The sequence below is a fragment of the Meiothermus sp. Pnk-1 genome, from assembly GCF_003226535.1.
GTDB lineage: Bacteria > Deinococcota > Deinococci > Deinococcales > Thermaceae > Allomeiothermus.
The window spans coordinates 329,454-352,654 of the sequence record NZ_QKOB01000001.1 but is presented as its reverse complement, the minus strand read 5'-3'; the positions used below and the strand labels follow the sequence as shown (position 1 = coordinate 352,654).

At 63.6% G+C, this 23,201-nt stretch carries 23 protein-coding genes; 7 read left to right on the top strand and 16 right to left on the bottom strand.

Annotated elements, in window-relative coordinates; all coding sequences use genetic code 11:
• Positions 1-2: 2 nt before the first annotated feature.
• The 6 genes from DNA98_RS01845 to DNA98_RS01820 form a co-directional block, all read right to left on the bottom strand.
• The gene (locus tag DNA98_RS01845) at positions 3-911 is read right to left on the bottom strand and encodes a 3-hydroxybutyryl-CoA dehydrogenase (RefSeq protein WP_110525008.1); all 909 of its coding nucleotides are present in this window, start codon (positions 909-911) and stop codon (positions 3-5) included.
• Positions 912-922: 11 nt separating this feature from the next.
• The gene (locus DNA98_RS01840; protein WP_110525005.1) at positions 923-1,816 is read right to left on the bottom strand and encodes a DMT family transporter; all 894 of its coding nucleotides are present in this window, start codon (positions 1,814-1,816) and stop codon (positions 923-925) included.
• Positions 1,817-1,868: 52 nt separating this feature from the next.
• Positions 1,869-2,819: a CAP domain-containing protein gene (locus DNA98_RS01835; RefSeq protein WP_233493005.1), complete on the bottom strand. Its 951-nt coding sequence runs from the start codon at positions 2,817-2,819 to the stop codon at positions 1,869-1,871.
• Positions 2,820-2,871: 52 nt separating this feature from the next.
• Positions 2,872-4,110, bottom strand: coding sequence for a pitrilysin family protein (locus DNA98_RS01830; protein WP_110525000.1), 1,239 nt, complete (start codon positions 4,108-4,110; stop codon positions 2,872-2,874).
• 21 nt (positions 4,111-4,131) lie between these two features.
• Entirely contained in the window at positions 4,132-5,373 is a 1,242-nt protein-coding gene (locus tag DNA98_RS01825) for a pitrilysin family protein (RefSeq protein WP_110524998.1), read from the bottom strand.
• 81 nt (positions 5,374-5,454) lie between these two features.
• Entirely contained in the window at positions 5,455-5,712 is a 258-nt protein-coding gene (locus DNA98_RS01820) for a hypothetical protein (protein ID WP_110524994.1), read from the bottom strand.
• Between the two features lie 37 nt (positions 5,713-5,749).
• On the opposite strand from DNA98_RS01820, the gene recG reads away from it, so the two are divergent.
• Both recG and DNA98_RS01810 read left to right on the top strand, forming a co-directional pair.
• A complete protein-coding gene (gene recG / locus DNA98_RS01815; protein WP_110524991.1) occupies positions 5,750-8,110 on the top strand; it encodes an ATP-dependent DNA helicase RecG in 2,361 nt (786 codons plus the stop codon).
• Positions 8,111-8,581: 471 nt separating this feature from the next.
• Positions 8,582-9,385 (top strand): hypothetical protein, encoded by an 804-nt coding sequence (locus DNA98_RS01810; RefSeq protein ID WP_110524988.1) that lies wholly within the window; start codon positions 8,582-8,584, stop codon positions 9,383-9,385.
• An 87-nt stretch (positions 9,386-9,472) separates the two neighbouring features.
• Here the strand turns inward: DNA98_RS01810 and DNA98_RS01805 are convergent, their stop codons facing one another.
• The 10 genes from DNA98_RS01805 to DNA98_RS01760 form a co-directional block, all read right to left on the bottom strand.
• Positions 9,473-10,519 carry a pectin acetylesterase-family hydrolase gene (locus DNA98_RS01805; RefSeq protein ID WP_110524985.1) on the bottom strand — a complete coding sequence of 349 codons (1,047 nt, stop codon included), beginning with the start codon at positions 10,517-10,519 and terminating at the stop codon, positions 9,473-9,475.
• 93 nt (positions 10,520-10,612) lie between these two features.
• On the bottom strand, positions 10,613-11,284 hold the full coding sequence (locus tag DNA98_RS01800; RefSeq protein WP_110524982.1) for a V-type ATP synthase subunit D: 672 nt from the start codon (positions 11,282-11,284) through the stop codon (positions 10,613-10,615).
• A gap of 93 nt (positions 11,285-11,377) precedes the next feature.
• Complete coding sequence (locus tag DNA98_RS01795; RefSeq protein ID WP_110524980.1) at positions 11,378-12,778, bottom strand: V-type ATP synthase subunit B; 1,401 nt, start codon at positions 12,776-12,778, stop codon at positions 11,378-11,380.
• A gap of 11 nt (positions 12,779-12,789) precedes the next feature.
• Positions 12,790-14,520 carry a V-type ATP synthase subunit A gene (locus DNA98_RS01790; protein WP_110525390.1) on the bottom strand — a complete coding sequence of 577 codons (1,731 nt, stop codon included), beginning with the start codon at positions 14,518-14,520 and terminating at the stop codon, positions 12,790-12,792.
• Between the two features lie 98 nt (positions 14,521-14,618).
• The gene (locus tag DNA98_RS01785) at positions 14,619-14,939 is read right to left on the bottom strand and encodes a V-type ATP synthase subunit F (protein ID WP_110524977.1); all 321 of its coding nucleotides are present in this window, start codon (positions 14,937-14,939) and stop codon (positions 14,619-14,621) included.
• Positions 14,936-15,913, bottom strand: a complete 978-nt coding sequence (locus DNA98_RS01780; protein WP_110524974.1) for a V-type ATPase subunit — start codon at positions 15,911-15,913, stop codon at positions 14,936-14,938. Before DNA98_RS01780 ends, DNA98_RS01785 begins: the two co-directional genes overlap by 4 nt.
• Positions 15,914-16,480 (bottom strand): V-type ATP synthase subunit E, encoded by a 567-nt coding sequence (locus tag DNA98_RS01775; RefSeq protein WP_110524971.1) that lies wholly within the window; start codon positions 16,478-16,480, stop codon positions 15,914-15,916. It abuts the gene before it with no gap.
• Positions 16,481-16,505: 25 nt separating this feature from the next.
• Positions 16,506-16,808: a F0F1 ATP synthase subunit C gene (locus DNA98_RS01770; RefSeq protein WP_110524968.1), complete on the bottom strand. Its 303-nt coding sequence runs from the start codon at positions 16,806-16,808 to the stop codon at positions 16,506-16,508.
• Positions 16,809-16,844: 36 nt separating this feature from the next.
• Positions 16,845-18,821: a V-type ATP synthase subunit I gene (locus DNA98_RS01765; protein WP_110524966.1), complete on the bottom strand. Its 1,977-nt coding sequence runs from the start codon at positions 18,819-18,821 to the stop codon at positions 16,845-16,847.
• Between the two features lie 27 nt (positions 18,822-18,848).
• Positions 18,849-19,166: a V-type ATPase subunit subunit G family protein gene (locus tag DNA98_RS01760; RefSeq protein ID WP_233493003.1), complete on the bottom strand. Its 318-nt coding sequence runs from the start codon at positions 19,164-19,166 to the stop codon at positions 18,849-18,851.
• Between the two features lie 389 nt (positions 19,167-19,555).
• Here DNA98_RS01760 and DNA98_RS01755 point away from each other — a divergent pair, with 389 nt between their 5' ends.
• The 5 genes from DNA98_RS01755 (at position 19,556) to DNA98_RS01735 (ending at position 23,144) form a co-directional block, all read left to right on the top strand.
• Complete coding sequence (locus tag DNA98_RS01755) at positions 19,556-20,728, top strand: class I SAM-dependent rRNA methyltransferase (RefSeq protein WP_110524964.1); 1,173 nt, start codon at positions 19,556-19,558, stop codon at positions 20,726-20,728.
• 45 nt (positions 20,729-20,773) lie between these two features.
• On the top strand, positions 20,774-20,989 hold the full coding sequence (locus tag DNA98_RS01750) for a DUF3248 domain-containing protein (protein WP_110524962.1): 216 nt from the start codon (positions 20,774-20,776) through the stop codon (positions 20,987-20,989).
• A gap of 89 nt (positions 20,990-21,078) precedes the next feature.
• Positions 21,079-21,519 (top strand): DUF3809 domain-containing protein, encoded by a 441-nt coding sequence (locus tag DNA98_RS01745; RefSeq protein WP_110524960.1) that lies wholly within the window; start codon positions 21,079-21,081, stop codon positions 21,517-21,519.
• 93 nt (positions 21,520-21,612) lie between these two features.
• Entirely contained in the window at positions 21,613-22,287 is a 675-nt protein-coding gene (locus tag DNA98_RS01740) for a metal-dependent hydrolase (protein ID WP_110524958.1), read from the top strand.
• Positions 22,284-23,144, top strand: coding sequence for a serine/threonine-protein kinase (locus DNA98_RS01735; RefSeq protein WP_110524956.1), 861 nt, complete (start codon positions 22,284-22,286; stop codon positions 23,142-23,144). The genes DNA98_RS01740 and DNA98_RS01735 overlap by 4 nt, the downstream gene beginning before the upstream one ends.
• The last annotated feature ends 57 nt before the right edge of the window (positions 23,145-23,201 follow it).

Genomic DNA, 23,201 nt, shown 5'->3' with positions numbered 1-23,201 from the left:
GTCTAACTGGAAGCGTTTCTATACGCCGTCGCCCCCGAGCCTGGGATCTTGTTGCCCCGTTCATCGTAGCGGTAAAACCCCCGCCCGCTCTTGCGCCCCAGAAGGCCCGCTTGCACCATCTTGCGCAGGAGGGGTGAGGGGCGGTACTTGTCGTCGCCCAAGCCCTGGTGCAGCACTTCCATGATCGAAAGACAGGTGTCCAGCCCGATAAAGTCGGCCAGGGTCAGAGGTCCCATGGGATGGTTCATGCCGAGCTTCATCACCTGATCGATAGCCTCTGGGGTAGCTACCCCTTCCATCACGCACTGGATGGCCTCGTTGAGCATGGGCAATAGCACCCGGTTGGAGACAAAGCCGGGAAAGTCATTGACCTCCACCGGGGTTTTGCCCATCCGGCGGGCGATCTCCATCACAATCCGGGCGGTCTCGTCGGAGGTCAGGAAGCCGCGGATCACCTCGACCAGCTCCATCAGCGGAACCGGGTTCATAAAATGCATCCCGATGAAGCGCTCGGGACGCTGGGTATAGGCGGCGAGCTTGGTGATAGGGATGGAGGAGGTGTTGGAGGCCAGGATAGCTCCCGGCTTGACGATCCGGTCGAGTTCCTGGAAGAGTTCGGCCTTGAGCGCTTCGTTCTCCACGATGGCCTCGACCACCAAGTCGCAATCCTCAAAGGCCTCGAGGGTGAGGGTCGCCTTCAGGTTGGCCAGGGCCGAATCGTGCTGCTCTTGGGTCAATCTCCCCTTTTCCAAAAGCTTCCCCAGCGAGCGCTGGATCCCCGCCAAACCCCGCTCCAAAAAACGCTGCTCCACATCCCGCAGCACTACCTCGTACCCGGCCTGGGCCGCGACCTGCGCAATCCCTGAGCCCATCTGTCCCGCGCCGACAACGCCGATTTTGCGAATTTCCATACACCGCTATTCTACGCCTGTTTGAGGGAGTGTCTTTGCGCGGTGGAGACCTTGCCCAAGGTATTCACCACCACCACCCCGGCCAAGGCCATGACCCCTCCAATTATGCTCAAGGAGGTAGGAACCTCCCCTAACCAAAAGTAAGCGATGGCGGCGGCGATCACCGGGTTGACGTAGAGAAAGCTGGTCACCTGGCTGGCCGGGGCCCGCGAGAGGGCGTAGGTCCAAGTGAGGTAGGCCAGCGCACCCGGAAACACCCCCAGGTAGATGACGCTCAGGGTAGCGTTGGCTTTCGCCGTATGGAGTTCCTGCCAAAAGCCAGGCAGAAAGATCAACATCGGAAAAGTTCCAGCCCAGAGGGTGTAGGCGGTGAAGTGCAGGGGGTTATATTTCCTCAGCAGCAGTCTTTGAAAGACGAAGTATACCGAGGTGGAAAATGCGGCCAGCAGGATCAGCAGCGCCCCTGGAGCTAGCTTCAAGCGCCCTTCCTGCCCCAGCGCGATCAGGGCGACCCCGGTAAAAGCGATTGCGATCCCCAGCCAGCCCCAGGGGGAGATGCGCTCTTTGGCAAAGCGGGAAGAGAGGAGCGCAGTGAACACCGGGCCGCAGGCGATGAGCAAGGCCGCTGGGCCAGAGGCTACGGTGACCTCGCCGTAGTTGAGCGCGGTATGGTAAAGGAATATCCCCAGCAGGCCTAGGCCGAAGATGGCGGGCCAGTCTTTGCGCTCGGGCAGGGGCATCCGCACCACCAAGGCATACCCCGCGAGCATGATCGAGGCCACCAAAAAGCGCAACAGGGTGAGGTGGCCAGGGGAGTAACCCTCGAGCCCGGCGCGGATGGCGGGAAAGGCCGAGGCCCAGGGGATCAGGGTGAGCAGCGTAGCGATCAAGGCTCTTGCGTCCACCCAAGGATTTTACGCCCTACGACGGGGGGCCCGGCTATCCGCTTTTCGCTGCTTAGGGTGCAGTGACGTAAGCACGAGGAGTGGCCGCGCTCGGCTCCAGGTCCAGGGGGATCCGAAAAGCGTAGTCGATCCAATCCCCTTGCCGGCGGCCTACCCAGAGCGACCCCAAACCAGCGGGCAGCGGAAGTTCGAGCGTGGCAGGACCATCCACGCTACGCCAAAAGCGAGGCTCTTTCCCCACGGCCAGGGCGTACTGGCCTGCAGGCAGCACCAACTGCAGCCGGTAACCGAAGACTTGGGCTTTCTCCTGGCGAACTTCGAAGTCAAAGCCCGGCTGCCCCGGTGCAACTTCCAGCCAGCGCGACCCACTGCGCCATCCAAAGCGCGGGTTGGTCCCCGGAGGAAGCTCGAGCGTGGTATCAAAGCGACGGCCGAGTTCGGCGTATAGATTCCCCTCTATAAACACCCCCACCGAAGCGAGCGCCTCGCCCCGCAGCGAGAGGGAATTTTCCTCCACCCAAGACGCCTGGCGGGTAAAGCGCAGGGAAAAGGGCCGGGCCAAAAAGTTCTGCACCACCACCACCCGGTTACCTTGCCGCACCAAGCCCACTCCCAGGTGGGTGTAACTGGGCTTGAGCAGGTTATCGCGGTGGTGGGGGCTATTCATCCAGCCCCGTACGGCCTCGGCCGGGATTTTGGCATCAGGGTAGTTCTCGTATAGGGCCAGGTTTTCCCCCACCTCTACCTCCGCCAGTCCGGCCTTGCGTAACCGATCGGCAGCGCTTTCCCCCTCGGGGTTGAGGTGGGCGAAGTAGCCCCGCCGCAGCATGTCCAAGCCGTGCGCACGGGCCACCTGAGCAGCCGAGTTGTCCCACTCCAGGGGCCTTAAACCCTGGGCCACGCGCTCCTGGTTGGTACGGGCCAGCACCTCCAGCTCGAGCGCGCTAGGGGCGCTCTGGGCTAGGGCAAGAGAGAAGAGCATCCACGCCCAAATCCATCGCACGTGCCTTATTCTCCAACTTTGACGGGCGACCCCCGGTGAGATTTGAAGCCCTCTACTGCGGTACCATCCGGTACAAGAATCCCCGGCTGAAGGGTTTGGCCTCGAGCAGGGCATTGACCTGCCCAGGCGTGATGGCCTCGACCTTGCGGGCCATCTCCGAAAGCGGTTCATACACCCCGCTGTACTGGTAGCTCAGACCCAGGCTGAACAGCCGGTTCATGGGGGTCTCCCCGGCAAAAACGATTCCCGTAGCGAGCTTGTTCTTGGCCCGGCGTACCTCTTCTGCGCTCACCCCATGGACCTCGAGCCGGTTCAGTTCCTCGCGTAAGACATCCACCACCTGGGCCTCGTTCTGCGGATCGGTCTGGGCGTAAATGTAAAAAAGCCCGGCCCGGTCGGAGTCATCGTGGCCAGCGCTGGCCGATTCCACCAAGCCCCGGTGGGTAAGCGCCCAGTAGAGGCGGCTATTCCCCTCCTCCCCCAAAAGGCTCGCCAGCACCGCCGCAGCGTAGCGACGCTCATCCTGGGCAGAGAAGCCGGGGGCTAGCAGGGCTATGTAGGTCTGGGTGGCTTTGGGGTAGGACTCGCGGACATCCCCGGGCAAGGCCTCAAACGGGGGATACTCCCGATGGACGGCGTAGGGTTGCCAGTCAGCGGTGAGCTGCGCGACCCGCTCGAGCGCGGCCTCCCAATCCACCCTTCCGGCCATCGCCAGCACCATGTTCGTCGGGGCGTAGCGGCGGGCGTGGTAGGCGATCATCTGCTCGCGGGTCATGGCGGTGATGGACCCAGGCGTGCCGAGCACGCTGTTGCCCAACGGATGGGTGCGGAAGAACCTGGAGCGGGCATAGTCGAAGAGCATCGCATTGGGGCGGTCGGCGTAGAGGGCGATCTCCTCGAGGATTACCCTCTTTTCGGTATCGAAGTCCTCCTGGCGCAAAGCCGGGCGCATGAGGTCGGTAAACAGCTCTAGCAGCCGCCCGCCGAACTCAGGCAGCACTGCCCCGTAGTAGACCGTGTTCTCCTCCGAGGTGAAGGCGTTGTACTGCGCCCCCATGCGGTCAAACTCGAGGTTGACCTCTAAGGCATCGCGGCGGGCCGTCCCCTTGAAGACCATGTGCTCGAGAAAGTGCGAAATCCCCGACTCTTGGGGAGTCTCGTCGCGGCTGCCGGTCTTGACGAAGTACCCCAGGGCCAGGCTCTTGGCTTCGGGGTTGACCTCGGCGATCACGGTGAGGCCGTTGGACAGGGTAGCCTCTTTGAATTCCAGGGCTGTGGCGGTTTGGGTCATGAGCTCCTCACAAATGCGGCGCTAGGCGCTTTGGGCTTGATGTTTGGTCAGGTTAGGCCCCAGCATCCCCACCCAAGGGTTTTGGTAGGGGTGCTCGGCCAAGAAGCGGTTGATACGCTCCAAATCCACGGCGGCGATCTCGGCCTCGATCTCGGAGAGCGGGCGGATCCGGCCCAACATGAAAAGATCGCGGGCCATGCTACTTACCCGGCTGCGGGCGGACTCCTCCTGCATCACCAGGGCCGTGCGCAGGCCGATCTTGGCCCGCTCGAGCTCCTCCATGCTGACCCCTTGCTGCATGCGCTCGATCTCGGCCCGGAGGACTTCCAGGGTAACCGAGGCGCGTTCGGGGGTAGTTCCGGCGTAGGCGAGCAAATAGCTGAACCCCTTCACCCCTTGAGGGCTAGCCGAGACCGAGTAGACCAGGCCGCGCTTCTCGCGCACCTCGGTGAATAGCCTCGAGCCCATCCCCCCCGAGAGCACCTCGGCGGCCAGGCGGGCCGAGTAAAACTCGGGGTGAGCGGGCCCCACATCCGGGTAGATGAGGCCGATCTGCACCTGAGCGGTATCTTGCTCAAGGCAAAGCGTCCGCGGCACGGTCAACACCGGCTCAGGGGCAGCCGGCGTCTTTCCACCCCACGCGCCCAGATACCGCTCTACCGCAGCGCGCACCTCGGCAAAGCTCACCCCACCCGCCACCGCCAAGATCGAGCCTTTGGCCCCGTAGCGGTTTTCGAAGTCTCGCCGCAGCGCCTCGGCGGTCGCCGAGATGAGCCCCTCTTTGCTCCCCCCCGCGTAGCGCCCGTGGGTACTGGCGAACACCGCCCGGCGCAGCGCCGCCCCCATCTTGCGCGGGGGCTGGTCCTCCAGGGCGGCCAGCTCCTGCAGGGCCACCTGGCGCACCGGCTCGAGCAAAGCTTCCTCGAAACGCGGCTTTTGCAGTATCAGGGCGTAGAGTTCCAACACCGAACCGAGGTGCTCGGGCAAGAACGAAGCCGCGAAGGTGGTGTACTCGAGCCCCACCCCGCTCCCCCGGCGCACCCCGAGTTCGTCGAAGGCCTCCGCCAGCGCCCGGGCATCGAGGTCTCCGGCCCCTTTCCAAAGCCAGCCCTCGAGCAGATTGGCCGCACCTTCTAGCTCTTGGGGATCGGTGGTAGCCCCCACCGGAACCAACAATTGAAGGGCTATTCCAGGGTTCCAAGGCTGCTCCTCGACCGCGAGGGTGAGGCCGTTGGCTAGGGTTTCCACTTGGGCAAAAGCCATACCTCCCGAGTATACGGATTGCCTCGAGCGGGCATTGTATACGCAAGCCCATCCCCATTGGCCTAGTAAGCAACCCGACCATCACCCGGGAAAAAGGTCTTGCAGCTCGAGCCGCACCCGGTCCGCCTCGAGCTTGAGTTCTACCGCCGATGAACCCTCGGCGGGATCGGGGTAGGCCACCAGGTGCTCGAGCCGACGGCGCACCTCCAGGGGATATCGGGTAGTATCGCTGGCCCAGAGCGTGCGCAAATGGGCCTGAAACACGTCGGCGGGGAGCCTATCCGCGATGAACTCTTCGAGCAGCTCGAGGTAGGGGGTCAGGCGGGTGGGATGAAACATCCCCCTCAGCATAGCCGTCCCGTGGCATGATGGAGTTGTGGCGGCCACGCGGGATGAACTCAAAGAACGCCTGCTCAGACCACTTCGGCGAGAACTCGCCGACGGAGCGCGAGACCGGGTGGTGGCGGGAGGGCTGGAGAGGCTAGCACAAAACTTGGCCGGAGCGTTCCCCGAGGTCAGGAGGCTGCTCACAGGCTACCGGGACCTCTCGCCAGAAGAACGGCTGGGGCGGCTGCACAAGGCAATCGCCCTGCTCGACGGGCAACCCCCGGTCCCCGCCCACGAGCCCGCTTTCCCAGCGCAGCTCGCTGCTGCCCTCCAGCCCAAGCCCCCGCCAGAAGGGCTTACGCTCGACTCCCCGGTGGAATCCATCGCCCTTGGGCTCGGGGGCAAGAAAAAAATGAGCGAATTGGGCATCCGCACGCTGCGCGATCTTTTGCACAACTATCCCCGCCGCTATGAGGACCGCCGCGCCCTGGTGAGCATCCGTGACGTGCAAGCAGGGGAAAAAGCCACCGTGGTGGCTAAGGTGCTCGCCAAGGAAATGGTCAAGACCCCGCGCAAGGGCATCACCCTGGTGCAGGTGCGGCTAATGGACGCTTGGGGCTGGAGGTTCACCGCGGTGTGGTTCAACCAGCCGTGGGTGCTGAAGTCCATTCAAGAGGGCTCGAGCGTGATCATCTCGGGCAAGGTGCAAAAGCGCGGCAGCCAGATCAGCCTGCTGGTCGAGTACTTCGAGAACGAAGAGGGGGAATCGCTCTCCACCGGGCGAATCGTGCCGGTGTACCCGGCCAAGGAGGGAATCGGCCAGGCCTTCCTTAGGCGCTCGGTGTGGCGGGGGCTCGAGGCCTTCCCCTTCCTGTCCGATCCCTTGGAGCCGTACCTCAACACGCCCCCCCTGGACCTTCCCCCTTTGCGCTGGTCGCTCCAGCAAGCCCATTTCCCTGACTCGGAGGAAAGCTTGGCGCGGGCGCTCGAGCGCCTGAAGTTTGACGAGTATGTGCTGCTCGAGCTAAAGGTCATGATCCAGTCGGGCGGATCGGGGCTATTGGGGCGTGTGTTCCGGGTCGAACCGGAAATGATCCAGAAGTTCCGCTCTTCCCTCCCCTTCCAGCTCACCCGGGCCCAAGAGCGCGTTTTGGGCGAGATCTTAGCCGATATGCAATCCGAGCGGCAGATGGCCAGGCTGGTGCAGGGCGACGTGGGCTCGGGGAAGACCGCAGTAGCAGCTGCGGCCCTGTACGTAGCCGCTCAGAACGGAGCCCAGGGCGCCCTGATGGCCCCCACCGAGATCCTGGCCAAACAGCACTACGCGAACCTGCAAAAATACCTCTTCCCCTTAGGGGTGACGGTGGACTTGCTGGTGGGCTCGATGAGCGCCGGGGAAAAGCGCGAAGCCCTGGAACGCCTCCGTTCGGCGCACACCGATGTGGTGGTGGGAACCCACGCGCTTATCCAGGAGGGGGTGGAGTTCAAGGACTTGGGTCTGGCGGTCATCGACGAAGAGCACCGCTTCGGGGTGATGCAGCGGCGCAAGCTGCTCAAAAGCCGCCCGGACGTGCTGGTGATGTCGGCTACGCCGATCCCGCGCTCGCTGGCCCTGACCATGTACGGCGACCTCGAGGTCTCACAGATCGATGAACTTCCGCCGGGCCGCACCCCGGTCAAAACCAAGGTGCTCCCCCATAAGCTACGCCACCAGGCCTACGCCTTCGCCCGGCAGGAGATCGCCAAGGGGCATCAGGTCTTCGTGGTCACGCCGATGATCGAAGAAGGCGATTCGGAGGCCACTGCCGAGCTCCAGGCCGCCACCCGGCTCGCCCAGGAGCTGCAAGCACTCCTGCCCGATGTACGGATCGACCTCCTCCACGGCAAGATGCGCCCTGAGGAAAAAGACGCAGTGATGGAGCGCTTCCGCTACCGGCACTTCGACCTGCTGGTCTCCACCACGGTGATCGAGGTGGGGGTGGACATCCCTCAGGCCACGGTGATGGTCATCGAGAACGCCGAGCGTTTCGGGCTGTCCCAGCTCCACCAGCTGCGCGGGCGGGTGGGGCGGGGCGGCCTCGAGGCCTACTGCATCCTCATCGCAGGCGAGACCAGCAAAAAAACCATGAGCCGCCTGCGGGTAATCGAGGAGAGCACCGATGGCTTTTACATCGCCGAGAAAGACCTGGAACTGCGCGGCCCCGGCGAGCTGCGCGGGGTGCGCCAGTCGGGGATGCCCGACCTCAAGCTGGGCGACCTCGCTTCCGATAGCGAGATCATCGAGCGGGCGCGGGAGTTGGCCAAACGCATCCTCGAGGCCGACCCTTACCTGGAACATCCCAAGCACACCCTGTTGAAGCGCGAACTCCAGGCCCGGGCAGAGGCCATCGGGTTTAGGGAAGTGATCTAGCCGCATACCCAGGTCTTGGCGTGTAGAGCAGGGCTTTCCGGCTGTAACGCTGGGGTAACGCCCCTTTGGCTACTCTAAGTTGGCCCTACCAGTAGGATGAGCGTAGCCACGCTCAAGGGCAATCTCCCCAAGAGACCGCTCTGGACGCCTCCCCGGAGCGGTCTCTTGACACCCGACTGACCACTCCCGGCTAGGCTGAAGCCATGGAGGTCTTGTTGCTGCTGCTGATCAGCCTGGTGCTGATCGTACCGATCGCCGGGCTGTGGCGGGCAGGGCTGCGCTCAGGCGAGGCCACCGAGGTAGACGAATGGGCCTGGGACTGACCCTTTTCCTGTTGGCCGTGCTGCTGGCCCTGCTTTTCTGGGTCGCCACTCCACGGGCCCCACGGGGCTAGATTCCCCCCGGGCCGGACAAGTCCCAGCAGCAGATGGCCTAGCGGAAACTCTAACAAGCAGCGCGTACACTAAGGGCGTGCAACCCCTCCCCCATCCCGCCGTGCCCGCCTGGGCCTCCAGCGGGGCGGTTTTGCGGGCCAGGGCTTTGCAGGAGTATCTGGCCGACCTCGAGCGAACGCTCAAAACCTACCAACCCATCCCGGCGGTCACGGTGATGGTGCTGGGCGAAGCGGATTGGCGCGCCCGCACCCGCCACCCCTATGGTTTTCCCTTTCAGCGCACCAGCCTCAAGGAGGGGCTTTACCTGTTCATCCCCGCCCGCTACCCCGAACGCTTGGTCTGGCGGCTGCGCGAGGCGTTGGTGCCCGCCGTCAAACGGACGAGGCCACTCCCCGGACGGGTGGAGCACTTCCTGGATCTCAACTTAGGGCATGAGTACGCCCACGCGGTGCAAGTAGCCTGGGGCCTACGTACCCGGGTGCGCTGGGTGGACGAATTCGTCGCCAACTATTTGTATCTGCTGGCCCTCTGTCAAGCCCGCCCCGAGTTATACGAACAGGCGGTGGCCTGGGGAGCCTTGATCGCCGGGCTGACCCCGCAGAAACCCAGCCTGGGCGGTTATGGCCGCAAACCGCACAACCTCTCCGATCAGCTGTGGTTCCAGGGGCAGTTCACCACCCAGGCCGCCCGTTTGGTGGAGTCAGGCAGGGATCAGCTGCTCACCGGCCTCTTACGGGCCGCCCCGCTCAAGAGATCTACCGTGCACAAGGTGCTGGTGGGCCTCGAGCCCTCCTTACGCGAGTGGTTTACCAAGTTCGCGCCGAAGAAACAACCCCCACCCATCCAAGGGGAGCACGTCACCTGGGAGAATTTGGGGTAGATACGGCGACCCGCCCCAGGCATAGCACGCCTCACGGGAGCCAGCCCTCCTCACCATCGGGCGAATGACCAAGCCGGGGTCGGAGGCCTAACGCGGGGCCACATCGCCGGGGTTTCCCGTCTTGATCAGTTTATTTACCCAATCTAAAAGCGAGGTGTCTCCCACCTTGAGGGTGTAAAACTCCGGGCGCGGGATCACGCAATGCTGCCCACCGGGAGCCACAAAGCTGAAAAAGTTGGGGCTGGATTGCTTGATCGCGGCCAGGTTGGCCAAGGCCCCTTGCACCCACTCCACCGCCGTGGCCTGGCTGGGCTGCCGCTCGCCCTTCATCAAGCCGTAAAAGAAGATCTGGGTGTTGTCCTGGGCGGTGGTGTACTGCGCCAGCACGTCCTTGGGGTAAGCCTTGGCGATGGCCGCATAGATGGTGGGTAGGCGAATCTTCGAGGCATCGGCCTTGGCTGCGGCCAGATCGGGGATCCAGTCGGGTAGGGCTCCTTCCGCTTTCCAGTTTTTGAAGCCGCTATTGGCGAAAGCCTCGTTGACTACACCCACCCCGGCATCCCCCAGCTGAATCACCTTGGCGTCGGGGTAATGCCGCATCACGTAGGGAGCCCACATCACCGCGCCGTAAGCCCCTGCGCTACAGCCGGTCACGAACACCACCTCGGGGTTAGGCCGGTTGGCAAACAGCCACTCCAGGGCCGCTTTAGCATTCACCGCGCCCTTGTGCTGGATGGTGGTCTGGCCGTACTGTACGCTCGCGTCCCCCCAGTGAACGTCCGCCGTACAGTAGGGCACGAAGATGTGCGTCCAGCCATAGAAGGGGTTGGCGATGCTGAGGCGGTTGTAGATCCCCTGCGCCAAAAAGAGCTCGTTCGCCTGCACGGTGCGGGTATAGGTCGCGGTCTGGGGGTTACAGGTGCCCTCGTTCCAGCAGGCCCCGCCCCCTTGGAAGTCCAGCACCACCTTGTTGGCGGCCCCAGGGCTCACGTAGAACTTCCACGGTGAGCCATCCGAGCACATCGTTCCCTCGGGGCCAGGAACCTCCAACCAACCAGGGGGTACGCGGTTGGGGGATTGAGCTAAACCGAGGAGAAAAAATCCAAAGAGCATCAAGAGCAGCCGTCGCTTCATGTTTTCGCCTCCTCGAAAATCGCCTACAGTTTACCGTAGGTAGCGCAAGACAAAAACCCCCGCCTAGCGGCGGGGAAAAGCCTAAGGATGCGCTTACAACCCAGCGCCAACCTCGAGGTCCGCCCGCACCTCCCCGCGCTCGGTGGCGTTGCGCATCTCGATCTTCTTCTTGATGCGCTTGAGGGTGGTGACCTCCTCCAAGGCCCGCTGGTCGAGGGTGTCCGAGATAAACTTGATCTGCTCGTTGATCTCGGGGATGGTGATCTGCTCGAGGGCGTTCACCCGGCGGGAAGTTCGTTTGATCTCCTCCCCAATCTTGCGCAAGCGGTTCTCGGTGTTGGCGACCTGCAGGATAGCCTCGGCCAGGGCGCGGAACTGACGGGCCGCCTCGAGGGTGGAGGGGCCCACCCCGATGGGGCTGAAGCCCAACTCCCCGCCGCTTTGCGGCGGGTTGATCCGAGGGACCTTGACCCCATACAAGCTCTCCACCTGTAGCCCCACCTCGATGTGGCCGCCGGAGAGCGAGAGCGACTCCACCGCCTCGGGGCCGTCAAAGGACTTGGCCAGCAGGATACGGAAATAGGCTTCCTTGGCCGCGTTTTGCAAAGCCTCGCGGGCCGAGAGCGAGTCCTTGACCAAGGAGAAAAACTCCGCGATGAGGGCGTCCCGCTTGTTCTTCAGGAGGTCTACTCCCTGCAGGGCCAGGCGCTTTTGGTCGCGCTTGGCCAGGAGCGTAGAGCGGGTAGGACTGACTTGCTCAGCCATTGGCACCTCCGGTGCGTCGTACGTCATACGCCCCAGGGCTTACGCCTCCGGCTTTTGCGTACGACGTACTACCTGCGACGTATGGCCGCATCCCTATGCTCCCACCAGCTCCTCGAGCTTCCCGGTCTTCTGGTAGTACTGGTCGATGTACTCTCGACGGATGCGCTTGAGCTCCGAGGGCGGGAAATCAGAGAGCAAAGCCCAACCTATATTGAGAGTCTCTTCGATGCTGCGCTCTTTCTGGCCCTGGTTGATAAACTTTCGCTCGAAGTTCTCGGCAAAGCGCAGGTATTTTTTGTCGATCTCGGTGAGGGCGTCCTCTCCGGTGATGGCTACCAGGCGACGCAGGTTTACGCCGCGGGCATAGCTCGAGAAAAGCTGATCGGCCAGCTCCTTGTGGTCAGCGCGGGTCTTGCCCTTGCCGATGCCGTTGTTCATCAAGCGCGAAAGGCTGGGCTGTACGTTGATGGGGGGATAGATACCCTGCTGGGCCAGCTCGCGCGCGATGAAAATCTGCCCCTCGGTGATGTAGCCGGTGAGGTCGGGGATGGGGTGGGTGATGTCGTCACCGGGCATGGAGAGGATGGGGATCTGGGTGACCGAACCCTTTTTGCCGTGCACCACCCCCGCGCGCTCGTAGATCGAGGCCAGGTCGGTGTACATGTAGCCGGGGTAACCGCGGCGACCGGGGATCTCCTCGCGGGCCCCGCCGATCTCGCGCAGCGCCTCGCAGTAGTTGGTCATGTCGGTAAGGATGACCAGCACGTGGTAGTCGTGCTCGAAGGCCAGGTACTCGGCGGCGGTGAGGGCCATGCGGGGGGTGAGCAGGCGCTCGACCGTGGGGTCGTCGGCCTTGTTGAGGAAGAGCACGCTGCGGGAGAGAGCCCCGGTGCGCTCGAACTCCTGCAAAAAGTAGCTCACCTCGCGCTGGGTAATACCCATCGCGGCGAACACTACCGCAAAGCCCTCGCCCTCGCCCAGCACCTTGGCCTGGCGGGCGATCTGGGCGGCCAGCTCGTTGTGGGGCAGACCCGAGCCGGAGAAGATGGGTAGCTTCTGCCCGCGCACCAAGGTCATGTTCATGTCGATAGCCGAAACGCCGGTCTGGATGAACTCCTCGGGCTTCTCGCGCGAGACCGGGTTGATGGGGGAGCCGTTGATGGGCAGGCGCTTCTCGGCCACCACCGGGGGCAGGCCGTCAATAGGGCGCCCGATCCCGTTGAAAGCCCGGCCTACCATCTCCTTGGAGACACCCAGGCGGGCTACGTCTTCCACCAAGCTCACCTTGGTGTTGGCCAGGTCGAGCCCACTGGTCTCCTCAAACACCTGGAGCACCGTGTACTGGTCGGATACCTCGATCACCTGGCCGCCCCGCACCCGGCCCGAGCCATCGGTGATGTTGACGATGGCTCCGTAAGCCAGGTCCTGGGCCCCCTCGAGGAACAGAAGCGGCCCTGAGACATAGGTGACGGCGCTATACTCTTTCTTCAGCATGCCTTACCTCCTTAGGCCCTCACCTTGAACGCGCCCTCGAGCGCTTTGTCAAACTCGGCTTTGTAGGCGGGGAACTCGGCCTCGGGGACGTAGCGGGCCCGGCCGATCTTTTCGATCACCGGGTCGGAGAGGAAATCGGCGATGGTGGCCCCGCGCTGCAAGGCCGCTTCAGCCGCCTTGTGCAGGCTCACGATCATCTGCATCATGCCGTAGGCCTTGCTCATCGAGCAGCTGGCGTCCACCGGATCGAAACCGTTTTGTTGCAGGAAGTCCTCACGGGCAATGCGGCCTATCTCGAGGGTGAGGCGCTCGGCGTCTTGCAGGGCGTCCGGCCCCACCAGCTGCACCACCTGCTGTAAGTCGGCTTCCCGCTGAAGGAGGGTGATGAGCTGGGTGCGCAGCTCGGGGTAGTCAGGGGCCACGTTCTGGCGGTACCAGGGCTCGAGGATGTTCAAGAACAAGGAATACGAGCGGGCCCAGTTGATAGCGGGAAAGTGCCGGGCGCGCGCGAGCTGGGCATCGAGGGCCCAGAACCCTCCGGTGATGCGCAACGTGGCCTGGGTGACCGGCTCGGAGAAGTCTCCGCCCGCCGGGCTTACCGCGCCGATCACCGAAACCGCCCCCTGCTCCCCTGAAAGGGTGACGACCTTGCCGCTGCGCTCGTAGAAGGCCGAGAGGCGGCTGGCGAGGTAAGGGGGGTAACCCTCCTCCGCCGGCATCTCCTCCAGGCGGCTGGCGATCTCGCGCAACGCCTCGGCCCAGCGGCTGGTGCTGTCGGCCATCAGGGAAACCTTATAGCCCTGGTCGCGGAAGTACTCGGCCACGGTGATCCCGGTGTAGAGCGAGGCTTCGCGGGCCGCCACCGGCATGTTGGAGGTGTTGGCGATGAGGATGGTGCGGTGCATGAGCGGGCCCCCAGTCTTGGGGTCCTCGAGCTCAGGGAACTCCACCAACACGTCGGTCATCTCGTTGCCGCGCTCGCCGCAACCCACATAGACCACGATGTCGGCGTCGCCGTACTTGGCGATGGACTGCTGCGTCACGGTCTTCCCCGAACCAAAGGGGCCGGGAATGGCCGCAGTACCGCCCGCCGCCAGCGGAAAGAGCACGTCGAGAATGCGCATCCCCGTCAAGAAGGGCTCGTCGGGGTCGAGTTTGCGTTGAATAGGCCGAGCCTTGCGCACCGGCCAGCGATGGCTCAGGCGCAGCACGGTGCCGTCCTCGAGCTCGGCGATAGGGTCATCAATGGTGTACTCGCCCGGCCCCACGATGCGCTTGATCCGGCCCGCCTTGTCCGGCGGGACCAGGATCTTGTGGGTGAAGGAGAACTCCGGCACCGTACCCAGTACGTCTCCCCCCTTCACCTCATCGCCCACCTTTTTCATGGGGGTAAAGGGCCACTTTTTGCTGCGGTCGAGAGGGCTTACCTCGATCCCCCGGCTGATGTACATGCCGGAGGCCTCCTGGATCTTGTCCAGGGGGCGCTGGATACCGTCGAAGATGCCGTTGAGCATCCCCGGCCCCAGCTCTACGGCCAGCGGAAGCCCAGTGGTGATGACCTCTTCGCCCACTTGGAGCCCGTTGGTATCTTCGTAGACCTGCACAAAAGCGGTCTCGCCGTCCAGGCGGATGATCTCCCCCACCAGCTTCTCCTTGCCGACGCGTACGATGTCATACATCTTGGCGCCCTCAAGGTTTTCGGCGATCACCGCAGGTCCTGCGATTTTTTTGATGGTTCCCACTTTCTTATCCTCCTCGTGTGGGGTTTCCCAAAAGTCCAAGCCGAAGTTCCGAGATACAGGATTGTAACGGTTTGCGGCGCGCTGCGCTGGGGGTCCCCTTACAGCTTGATGTCAAAGCCGATGGTATCCCGCACCAACCGGCGCATATAGAGCTTGGCGTCGGTCGCCCCGCTAAAGGCCGAGAGCAAGTTGGGCAAGGACAAGAGTACCGGCACCTCGCGAGCGCGCATGACCCGCTCGACGGCGCGGTTGGGATCAGGGAGCAGCCCCTCGTCCACCGCGATCAACGCATAACGGTTGGAGGTGATCATCTCGGTAAGCTTGGCCACCGCATCAGCCGGGCTGGCCGAGACCGCCTCGAGCCCCGCCAAGCGGAAACCGGTGGCGGTATCGGGGTCGGTAAGCACGGCAATCTTCACAGGAAGACCTCCTTTTCGATAGCCGCGACCGGCAAGTTGTAAAAGGCCCGCCGGGCCAGAAGCCGCACCCGGGCTGCCTCCCACTCTTTCTCGCGGATATAGGCCAGCGCCATCCCCGCCCCCAGGGTGTCGCGCCCACCCTGCAGGGCCTTGTTCAAAAGCGCCCGGCGCAGCCCGCGCTCCAAAGCCGCCAGGTCGCGGGCCGAAGCCGCCGGGGCCAAAGGCGTCGCGGCCAAGCTCTCCATAGCGCCCAGGTCCCCCGAGGCCACCCGGCTAAAGAGCACCGGGGTGACCAGGCTCCCCCCCGGCACAAAATAGCGCTCGGGCTCCGCCGACACCCCCAAAGCCTGCAGCTTGAAAGCGGTGGAGAGGTTGATCGCGTCCACCTCGAGCGTGAAGTACGAGGCCAAAAAGGCCTGACCCAGCCGCCGAGCCTTTTCCAGCGAATAGGCGAAGAAATCCCGGTCTAGGGCCACTTCGATCTCGAGGAGGTCTTGGGTTCGAGCGGCGGCGGCGCGCAGCGCCTTGGCCAGGGGGTGGGTGGGCAGCTGCAGCACCTGGGCCACCGAGGGTACATCCGGGGCTTGCAGCATGGCGCCTACCAACACCTCCGGCAAGGTGCCGCCGGAGAGCCGGGCCTTGATCTCCTCGGGGCTTTGCCCCATAGCCTTGCCGCGCAGGATGGCCTTGAGGTTGGTGAGGTCAGCCCTGAGGAGGGCCAGCGCCACCGCCTCGCGCTCGCTCCCGGTGACCATCTCGGGAAGATCGGCCACGGTGCGGGCCAGGTGGCTGGAGACCGCCCGGTCCACGTCGGTTAGCCCATCCCCTACCAGGTCGGGGCCGTAGATGGAGTCCCCCAGGGCGCGCACGAACTCCGGGAACGACTGGTTCAGCGCCTGCTGGAAAAAGCTCTCCGGAAGAACCTGGCTCCGGCGGTTGCGCACCCGGGCGTTGAGGTAGGCAAAGGACACCATCTACCCCCAAATCGCCTTGACGGCTTTGGCCGATAAAGCCTCCCAGCTCCGCTCGAGGCGCTCGGCGAGGGTGTTTTCCACGTAGAACTTCTCCCCCGCCGAGGTCAGGCGCACCCCCAAGCGAACCGAGGGGTCGGTCCTGAGCTCGAGCCCCTTGTCCTTGGCCCAGCTCTCCAAATGCGGAGCATCGGCGGGGTTGACCACCAGGGCCTCGGGCTTATCCACCCCACGCAAAGCCTCCTCGGCGAGCTTGGCAAGAATGGCGGGGTAGTCGGGCTGCGAGGGCAGGGCCGCCAAGGCCTGCCTCACCCCGGCCTTTACCTGGTCTACGATCTGTCCACGCGAGCGAATCCGGGCCTGGTTCACCACCAGTTCAGCCGCGCTTTCGGCCCGCCGCAGGGCTGCCTGACGTTCGACCTCGAGGGCTTTTAGGCGGCTGGCCTTGAGGGCTTCAGCCCGGCCCTGGGCCTCCTCCACAATAGCCCGGGCCTTGGCCTCGGCCTCTGCGGTGATGGAGGCGATTTCCGAGCTTACTTCTTGTTTGAGGATGTCCTCGAGTTTGGACATTCAAATGCCTCTCCGTTCCCCTAATTCACAGACCACGCAGCAAGAAGAAGCCTACGAAGCCGAAGATCACCAGCGTTTCGGGCAGCAGGAAGAAGATGAAAGCAAAACCGATGTTGCGACGGTCTTCTACTACACTTCCCAAAGCCGCCGCCCCGATGGCCGACTGGGCCACGCCGGTACCCAGGGCGCCTAAGCCCAGCGCCAAGCCCATGCCGATGGCCTTCAGGCCGTCCTTCATCGCCGCCGAAGCGCCCCCGGCAGCCTCCTGCGCCAAAGCCAACGCCGCAACCAGAACAAACGCCAACACCGTGAGAACTTTCTTTGCCATATCTTTTGCTCCTTCTCTCATCTGGATAACCATGGACTAAGAGGATTCGCTCCCCACCGACCGGAAAGGCCGGTAGGGTTTGCCGCTCTCATCGTAGAAACCGAAGTTGGAAGCAAACTCGATCCACAGCAAACGGATCGGCTGGAGCACGTGCCCCAACAGCGTGACCGCGGTGATGAGGATCACCATCAACCCGCCCAACAGCAAGCCGAGCAGGACGCCCAGGATGCCAATGCTGTGGGCCAAGCCAAAGCCCACCTGGTTGGCCAGGTCGTAGAGCACCGCCCCTGCTACCCCTACCGCGTAGATACGAATGTAACTGAGGATCTGCCCACCCTTACCGGGAAGCTCCGCGATCATCAGCGGGATGCGGGCCAGGAACACCGACACCAGGAAGATGGCTAGACCCACGGCGAGCAGGATGTAGGTGAGGGGCGCCCCCTTCCCGGTTTGGAAGGTGTAGGCAAAAGCCACCAACCCTACCAACCCTGCCAGGTAGCCCAACCCCTCCCAGAAATGGGACATGTGCCGGTGCTTGTAGGCGTAATAAGCCCGTATACCGAAGGCGTAAAGCACCTGGAACACCCCGAAGGCCAAGCTGATCACGATCAGGAAGTTGGCGGTGCGCTCGAAATCGAGGCGGTTGATAAGGATTGGGATCAGCCCCTTGGCCGCCTCGCCAGCTTCGCCGTGGTGGTGAGGATCGTAGAAGACGTGGAGCTTCTCGAGGAAAGTCCCGAAGAACTCGCCGTACAAGAACCCCCACACCACCGCCCAGAAAGCCATCCAGCTGAGCACTTTGGAGAGCTGACCGAGCACCCCCGGCCCCATTTTTGCTCCCAGGAAGCCGATCTCGAGGGTCTCACCGCGACGGGCGTACCCGGCGAAAAGCCGCGCCAGGAGGAAGAACAACAGCCCAAAGGCGATATCGCCCACTACCATGCCGAAGAAGAAGGGGAAGGTCAAGGCGATCATCACCGTGGGGTCATAGCCGCCGTAGCGAGGGGTGTTAAGGAAGCCGTGCAACAGCTCGAAAGGCTTGGCCCAGGCGGGATTTTTGAGCGTCACGGGAACCTGGTGAGCCTCGTGATGCTCATCTACCGGCTCAAAGCTATAGATGATCTGGTCCTTGAGCCGACCCAAAGCGGCCTCCACCTGCCCCTTGGCATCCTGGGGCACCCATCCCATCAGGACGAAGCCGTACTTGCCCGCGGCCATATCCGCAAGCGAACGCAGGCGGGCCGCCTCGTCCTTGGCACGGGTCCATAGCGCCTCTAAAGCCCCCTGGGACTCCTTGGCGAGCTTGGCCAGCTCCTCGCGGATGCCCATCAGCTCCTCGGGAGCCAGCTGGCTACGCTCGCGCATCCGGGCCGCGGCCTGGGTCAGCGGGAGGTTCCCGTAGACCCCGGGGAAGCGCAGCTCCGCCAGCCCTTGCCGCGAAAGTGCCGCGCGAGCCGCCTCGAGGTCGCGGCGGAGCACCACCACCACCGCCGCCACCTGGTTGGGCAGGGCTTCCGCCTCGAGCAAAAAGCGCTCCCCCAAGCTAGCCTGTAAAGCGGCCCGCAGCGGCTCGAGCTCCTCGAGCTTGCTCACCAGGAAGGGGATCACCGCCAGGCGCTGGCTCTGATCCAGGCCGTGGGTGAGCCCAGCCAACCGCTCGGCCACCGAGCCGAAGAGCTGGATGGCCTGGAGTTCTTCCTCCAAAGCGGCCCGCTCGCGGCCCAGCACCTCCGCCCGCTCCGACCATGGCTTGAGGATGGCCTCGGCGTCGGAGAGGCCGCCGGAAAAGGGCCTGGTGGGGGTGGGGGCTTTGCCCAAGATCCCCAGGGCATGTTCGGCGCCCGCCGCCACTGCCTCCCAGCGCCGCAGCTCGCCATCCTCGTCGGCGTTGAGGCGGTATTCGCCCAGCTCCTCGGTGCGCAAGGGTTCGATATGCACCACCCCAGCCCTCTGGAGTTCGGCCAGCAGCTCTTTGGCCAGCCGCTTGGGTCCGGCCACCATCAGTTTTTCCATCGTTGCAATCAGGGGATACCTCCTTGCTTAGGGTAGAACCTCCTTGAGCACCTCTTGAATCGCCCCCGCGATCTTAGAAGCCGCAGCAGAGTTGATCGCCTGGGCTTCGGCCTCGGCCTTTTGCCGGGCTTCAGCTTCGATTCTGGCCACCATCTCGGCGGTCTCGGCGCGGTACCGACTCTCCAGCTCGCGCAAGCTCTGCTGGGCTGCTTGCTCGATGCGGGCCGCTTCCGCTTCGGCCTCGCTGAGCTTGGCTTGAGCCGTGCGGCGGGCCTCTTCCAACCGCCGGGCCAGCTCCTGTTCCTGCTCAGCAAGGCTTTTGATCAGTCCTTGGCTAGCCACCATGCCTCCTCTCGTGCAACCTGCGCGGTGAACCGCTACTTTCGTGAAAACCTGCGCAATTTAGCGCCCGTGGTATTGTATCGGGCAGCAAACGCTAGTGTCAACGCGAACCGCAGGGATGGATGAGGAGCCTGTCAAGGGAGAGTTTACCCCGTAGGCTCCGCTATTAATTGGAGGCAATCCAAAACCCCTGTTGCCGCCCCCCAGTTTTGCCCCCCGCTGTTCCCTCGAGGTCATTTGTGTAACAATCGTTACATGCATTCGCGGGAGAGTTTGTGCGCTTTTACTCAATCGAGGGGGCGGGACTCGCGCGCTCTCACAGGCCGCCGCTCCGGGGACAACGGGTTTCCTTGGCTTGCAAACCGCGAAGACCGCTGCTTAGACTCGCTAGAGTGGAGCTGTCCGCCAAAGCGAAGATCCGCGTGAGCCCCAAGGGGGCCAGCCGCCTGTTAGCCCGGCACCCTTGGGTCTACAAGAGCGACGTTCAAGATGGCCCCCCAGAACCGGGGCTGTTCCCCGTATACGGCCCTAAGGGCCTCCTGGCCTGGGCCTTGTGGAACCCGACCTCGGAGATCGCGGTGCGGGCGTTCTGCTTTGGCGAGGTAGAGGATGCCGAAGCGGCCCTGTTGACCAACCTCCGGCTGGCCCTCGAGCGCCGTAGGGGAGCGCTGGAGCAAAACCCCGCCGGGGGCTACCGGCTGGTCCATGCCGAGGGGGATTTCCTTCCCGCACTGGTGCTCGATATCTACGCCCAGCACGCGGTGATGCAGGTGGGCTCGGCCGCCTTGGAGCCGCTGAGCGATAAGCTGCTGAAGGCGCTGCTCGAGACCCTCCCGGTGCAGAGCGTGCTGGCCAAGAACGATCAAAGGAGCCGGAGGCTCGAGGGGCTCCCTCAAGAGGTAAAGCCGCTCTATGGAGATGTGCCGGATCACGTCTGGGTCGAGGAGGGTCCGGTGCGTTATCGGGTAGACCTTCGCGAGGGGCAGAAAACCGGAGCTTTCCTCGACCAGCGCGATAACCGGCTGCGGCTGGCGGCCTTCCGCGGAGAATCGGCCCTCGATGTGTTCAGCTACCACGGCTCCTTCGCCCTGCACCTGGCCACAAACTTCAGCCGGGTGGTGGCGGTGGATTCCTCCGCGGAGGCGCTCAGGCGGGCCCAGGAGAATGCCGCGGCCAACCGATTAGGGCTCGAGACGCGGGAGGCCAACGCTTTTGAGTTTTTGCGCGAGCAGGAAAAACAGCGCCACCGCTACGACCTGATCGTGCTGGATCCCCCAGCTTTCGCCAAAAGCCGGCGCGACCTCGAGCGCGCCTACGCCGCCTACAAGGAGGTCAACCTGCGGGCTATGAAACTCCTCAAGCCGGGCGGCATCCTGGCTACGGCCTCGTGCAGCCATCACCTGAGCGAGGCGATGTTCTACCAAATGCTCTCCGACGCAGCCGCCGACGCCCATAAAAGCCTGCGGGTCGTCGAGAAGCGCACCCAAGGCTGGGATCACCCGATCCTGCTGAACGTACCGGAGACTTTTTACTTGAAATTCGCCCTGCTCGAGGTGCAACCCTAAGGCTACCCTTGCCCTTTTACCCAAGACCCCGAACACTATGGGCTTATGGAAGCTGCGCTCGACGACCTTTTAGGAAAACTGGGCAACCATCTGGTCTGGCGAATCGGCAAGGCCGAGGGCGAAGAGGTCTTGGTGGTGCGGGTAGGCCTGGCCACCGCGACCCCACACTTCGCTCATTTGCCGCGGCTGCGCAACATACAAGACCAGGAGGTTGAAGAGCTGCTAAAGTCGGGCGCGGTGCGGGTGGAGTGGGTGGACTGAGGAGAACGGCGAGGGCCTCTCTCCCCGCTCCTTGTGTGATTGGGGGCGCAGCCTGGCCCCACCTGGGGGTGTTAAGATGCTTCGGCCATATGACCCTGGAGCGGACCTTCGAATTGCGCATTCCTGGCAGCCCCGCTGAGCTTCTGGCTCCCGAACGGGTGTTCGGCGAACGCCCTCCCTTCCAGGGCTTACACCGCGAGGGTGAGCACCTGGTGGGCGAACTCGTCGCGTATACCCCGTTGATGGGGGAACTGCGCTTCCCCTTCCGCAGCCACTTGCAGGCCGAAGACGCAGAGCATGCCTCTTTAACGGCGCTACCCCTCGATGAAGGTGCGCCCCCGGCATTTTGGGCGGAACTCTCCGGGGAGGGGACGGCGGTAGGAGGCGCGCTCGCTTATACCATCACCGTGCGGCTGCACGCCCGGCTCCCGGAGGGAGAAAAATGGGGCGGTAAGGCCCTCAGGCGCATGGCCGAAGCCGCTTTTCAGCGCACCATCAGCCGGGCGCTGGAGGCCCTCAACCAAAGATAGTTCGTCGGTAACCCCACGCTCGGCACGAGCCTCGATATACTGGGAATAGCCTAGACCCCCCAAGAACGCTGCAAGGAGAAAAGGAGGTAGACCGTGTTGGAACTTCGTTACCTGGGACACTCGGCGGTTTACTTGAGCGACGGCACCACCCGAATCGTGGTCGATCCCTTCTTGAGCGGCAACCCCACCGCCAGCCTCAAAGCCGAGGAGCTCGAGGTCGACTATGTCCTGGTTACCCACGCCCACGGCGACCACTGGGGCGATAGCTTAGCGCTGGCACAAAAAGGCGCCACCATCATCGGCACCGCCGAGATCGGCTACTACGCCGAGAGAAAAGGGGCCAAAGCTATCCCCATGAACATCGGGGGGAAGTTCAGGGCCGAGTGGGGTTCGCTCAAGCTCACCCCAGCCTGGCACTCTTCCTCTTTCCCCGACGGAACTTATGGCGGGATGCCCACCGGGATAATCCTGGAGTTGGGCGGGAAGAGGATCTACCACGCCGGGGACACCGCGCTCTTCAGCGACATGAGCCTTATCGGCAAACACGGAATTGACTTGGCTTGCCTCCCCATCGGGGACCACTTCACCATGGGTCCCGACGAGGCCCTCCAGGCCCTCGAGCTGATCCGACCCAAGGCGGTGTTGCCCATCCACTACAATACCTTCCCTCCCATCGTGCAAGACGGGGAGGCCTTCGTGGCCCGAGCCCGGCTTTTGGGAATAGAAGGGCGCGCGCTGAAACCAGGGGAGGTTTGGTCGCTAGGATGAGTTTTCGCCACCTCTCGCGCAAGGACTTCAAGCTCGAGATGCTCTTGGGGTTGGGGCGCTTCTCCCAGGTGTACCTGGCCAAGGCCCCCGATGACACCCCGGTGGCGATGAAAATTCCCCGCAAAGAAGTACGCGGCGACCCCAAGCTGGCCGAGCGCTTCGCCCAGGAGGTGGGCCTCTCGCTGGCCCTCTCCCACAAATACCTGGTGCGGGGTCTGGCCGGGAGACCTTTTGGAGAGGAAGCGTTCTTGGCCCTCGAGTACATGTCCGAGGGCAGTCTGGAAGACCGCCTTGGCCACGGAACCCTGCCGGCGGACGAGGCCAAAACCTGCCTACAACAGATTGCCGCGGCCTTGATCTTTTTGCACGATCAGGGAGTGATCCACCAAGACGTCAAGCCCTCCAACATCTACCGCAACCAGGGCGTCTACAAGCTGGGCGACCTGGGCGTAGCCCGCACCCGCGAGAACTACCGCCCAGGCGAGCGGGCCGGGAGCCCTTTTTACATGGCCCCCGAACTTTTTGCCGGGGGTGACCCTACCCCAGCCTCCGACACCTACTCGTTTGGGGTACTGGCCTACGAACTCCTCACCGGCAGGCGACCTTTCAAGGGCGAGACCTATGAACAGCTCGAATACGCCCACCTCCACTTGCCCGCCGCCCCCACCAACCTCCCGCAACCGCTAGACCGTGTTTTACGGGGCTTGCTCGACAAGGACCCCGAGCGGCGCAAGACCCTTAAGGACTTCCTGGCCACGCTCGCCCACCCCGAGGTTCCGCCTCGAGCCAAGGAAAAACCGCCCGAACCTCCGGCCAAAGGCAAGGGGCTGTTCGGGCTGTTTCGTAAAAAGGGGTAGCCCCGCGCGGGCGGGTCAAGACGAAAAGAGCGCCGCAGGGTTATGCTCTTCGACAAG

Excerpts from the sequence above, each read along its gene's own strand:
- DNA98_RS01760 (WP_233493003.1), bottom strand. The coding sequence starts at position 19,166 with ATGGTGGCTAGCCAAGGACTGATCAAAAGCCTTGCTGAGCAGGAACAG.
- DNA98_RS01800 (WP_110524982.1), bottom strand. The coding sequence starts at position 11,284 with ATGGCTGAGCAAGTCAGTCCTACCCGCTCTACGCTCCTGGCCAAGCGC.
- DNA98_RS01775 (WP_110524971.1), bottom strand. The coding sequence starts at position 16,480 with ATGTCCAAACTCGAGGACATCCTCAAACAAGAAGTAAGCTCGGAAATC.
- DNA98_RS01845 (WP_110525008.1), bottom strand. The coding sequence starts at position 911 with ATGGAAATTCGCAAAATCGGCGTTGTCGGCGCGGGACAGATGGGCTCA.
- DNA98_RS01830 (WP_110525000.1), bottom strand. The coding sequence starts at position 4,110 with ATGACCCAAACCGCCACAGCCCTGGAATTCAAAGAGGCTACCCTGTCC.
- DNA98_RS01770 (WP_110524968.1), bottom strand. The coding sequence starts at position 16,808 with ATGGCAAAGAAAGTTCTCACGGTGTTGGCGTTTGTTCTGGTTGCGGCG.
- DNA98_RS01765 (WP_110524966.1), bottom strand. The coding sequence starts at position 18,821 with ATGGAAAAACTGATGGTGGCCGGACCCAAGCGGCTGGCCAAAGAGCTG.
- DNA98_RS01745 (WP_110524960.1), top strand. The coding sequence starts at position 21,079 with ATGACCCTGGAGCGGACCTTCGAATTGCGCATTCCTGGCAGCCCCGCT.
- DNA98_RS01805 (WP_110524985.1), bottom strand. The coding sequence starts at position 10,519 with ATGAAGCGACGGCTGCTCTTGATGCTCTTTGGATTTTTTCTCCTCGGT.
- DNA98_RS01820 (WP_110524994.1), bottom strand. The coding sequence starts at position 5,712 with ATGTTTCATCCCACCCGCCTGACCCCCTACCTCGAGCTGCTCGAAGAG.
- DNA98_RS01750 (WP_110524962.1), top strand. The coding sequence starts at position 20,774 with ATGGAAGCTGCGCTCGACGACCTTTTAGGAAAACTGGGCAACCATCTG.
- DNA98_RS01780 (WP_110524974.1), bottom strand. The coding sequence starts at position 15,913 with ATGGTGTCCTTTGCCTACCTCAACGCCCGGGTGCGCAACCGCCGGAGC.
- DNA98_RS01825 (WP_110524998.1), bottom strand. The coding sequence starts at position 5,373 with ATGGCTTTTGCCCAAGTGGAAACCCTAGCCAACGGCCTCACCCTCGCG.
- DNA98_RS01735 (WP_110524956.1), top strand. The coding sequence starts at position 22,284 with ATGAGTTTTCGCCACCTCTCGCGCAAGGACTTCAAGCTCGAGATGCTC.
- DNA98_RS01795 (WP_110524980.1), bottom strand. The coding sequence starts at position 12,778 with ATGCTGAAGAAAGAGTATAGCGCCGTCACCTATGTCTCAGGGCCGCTT.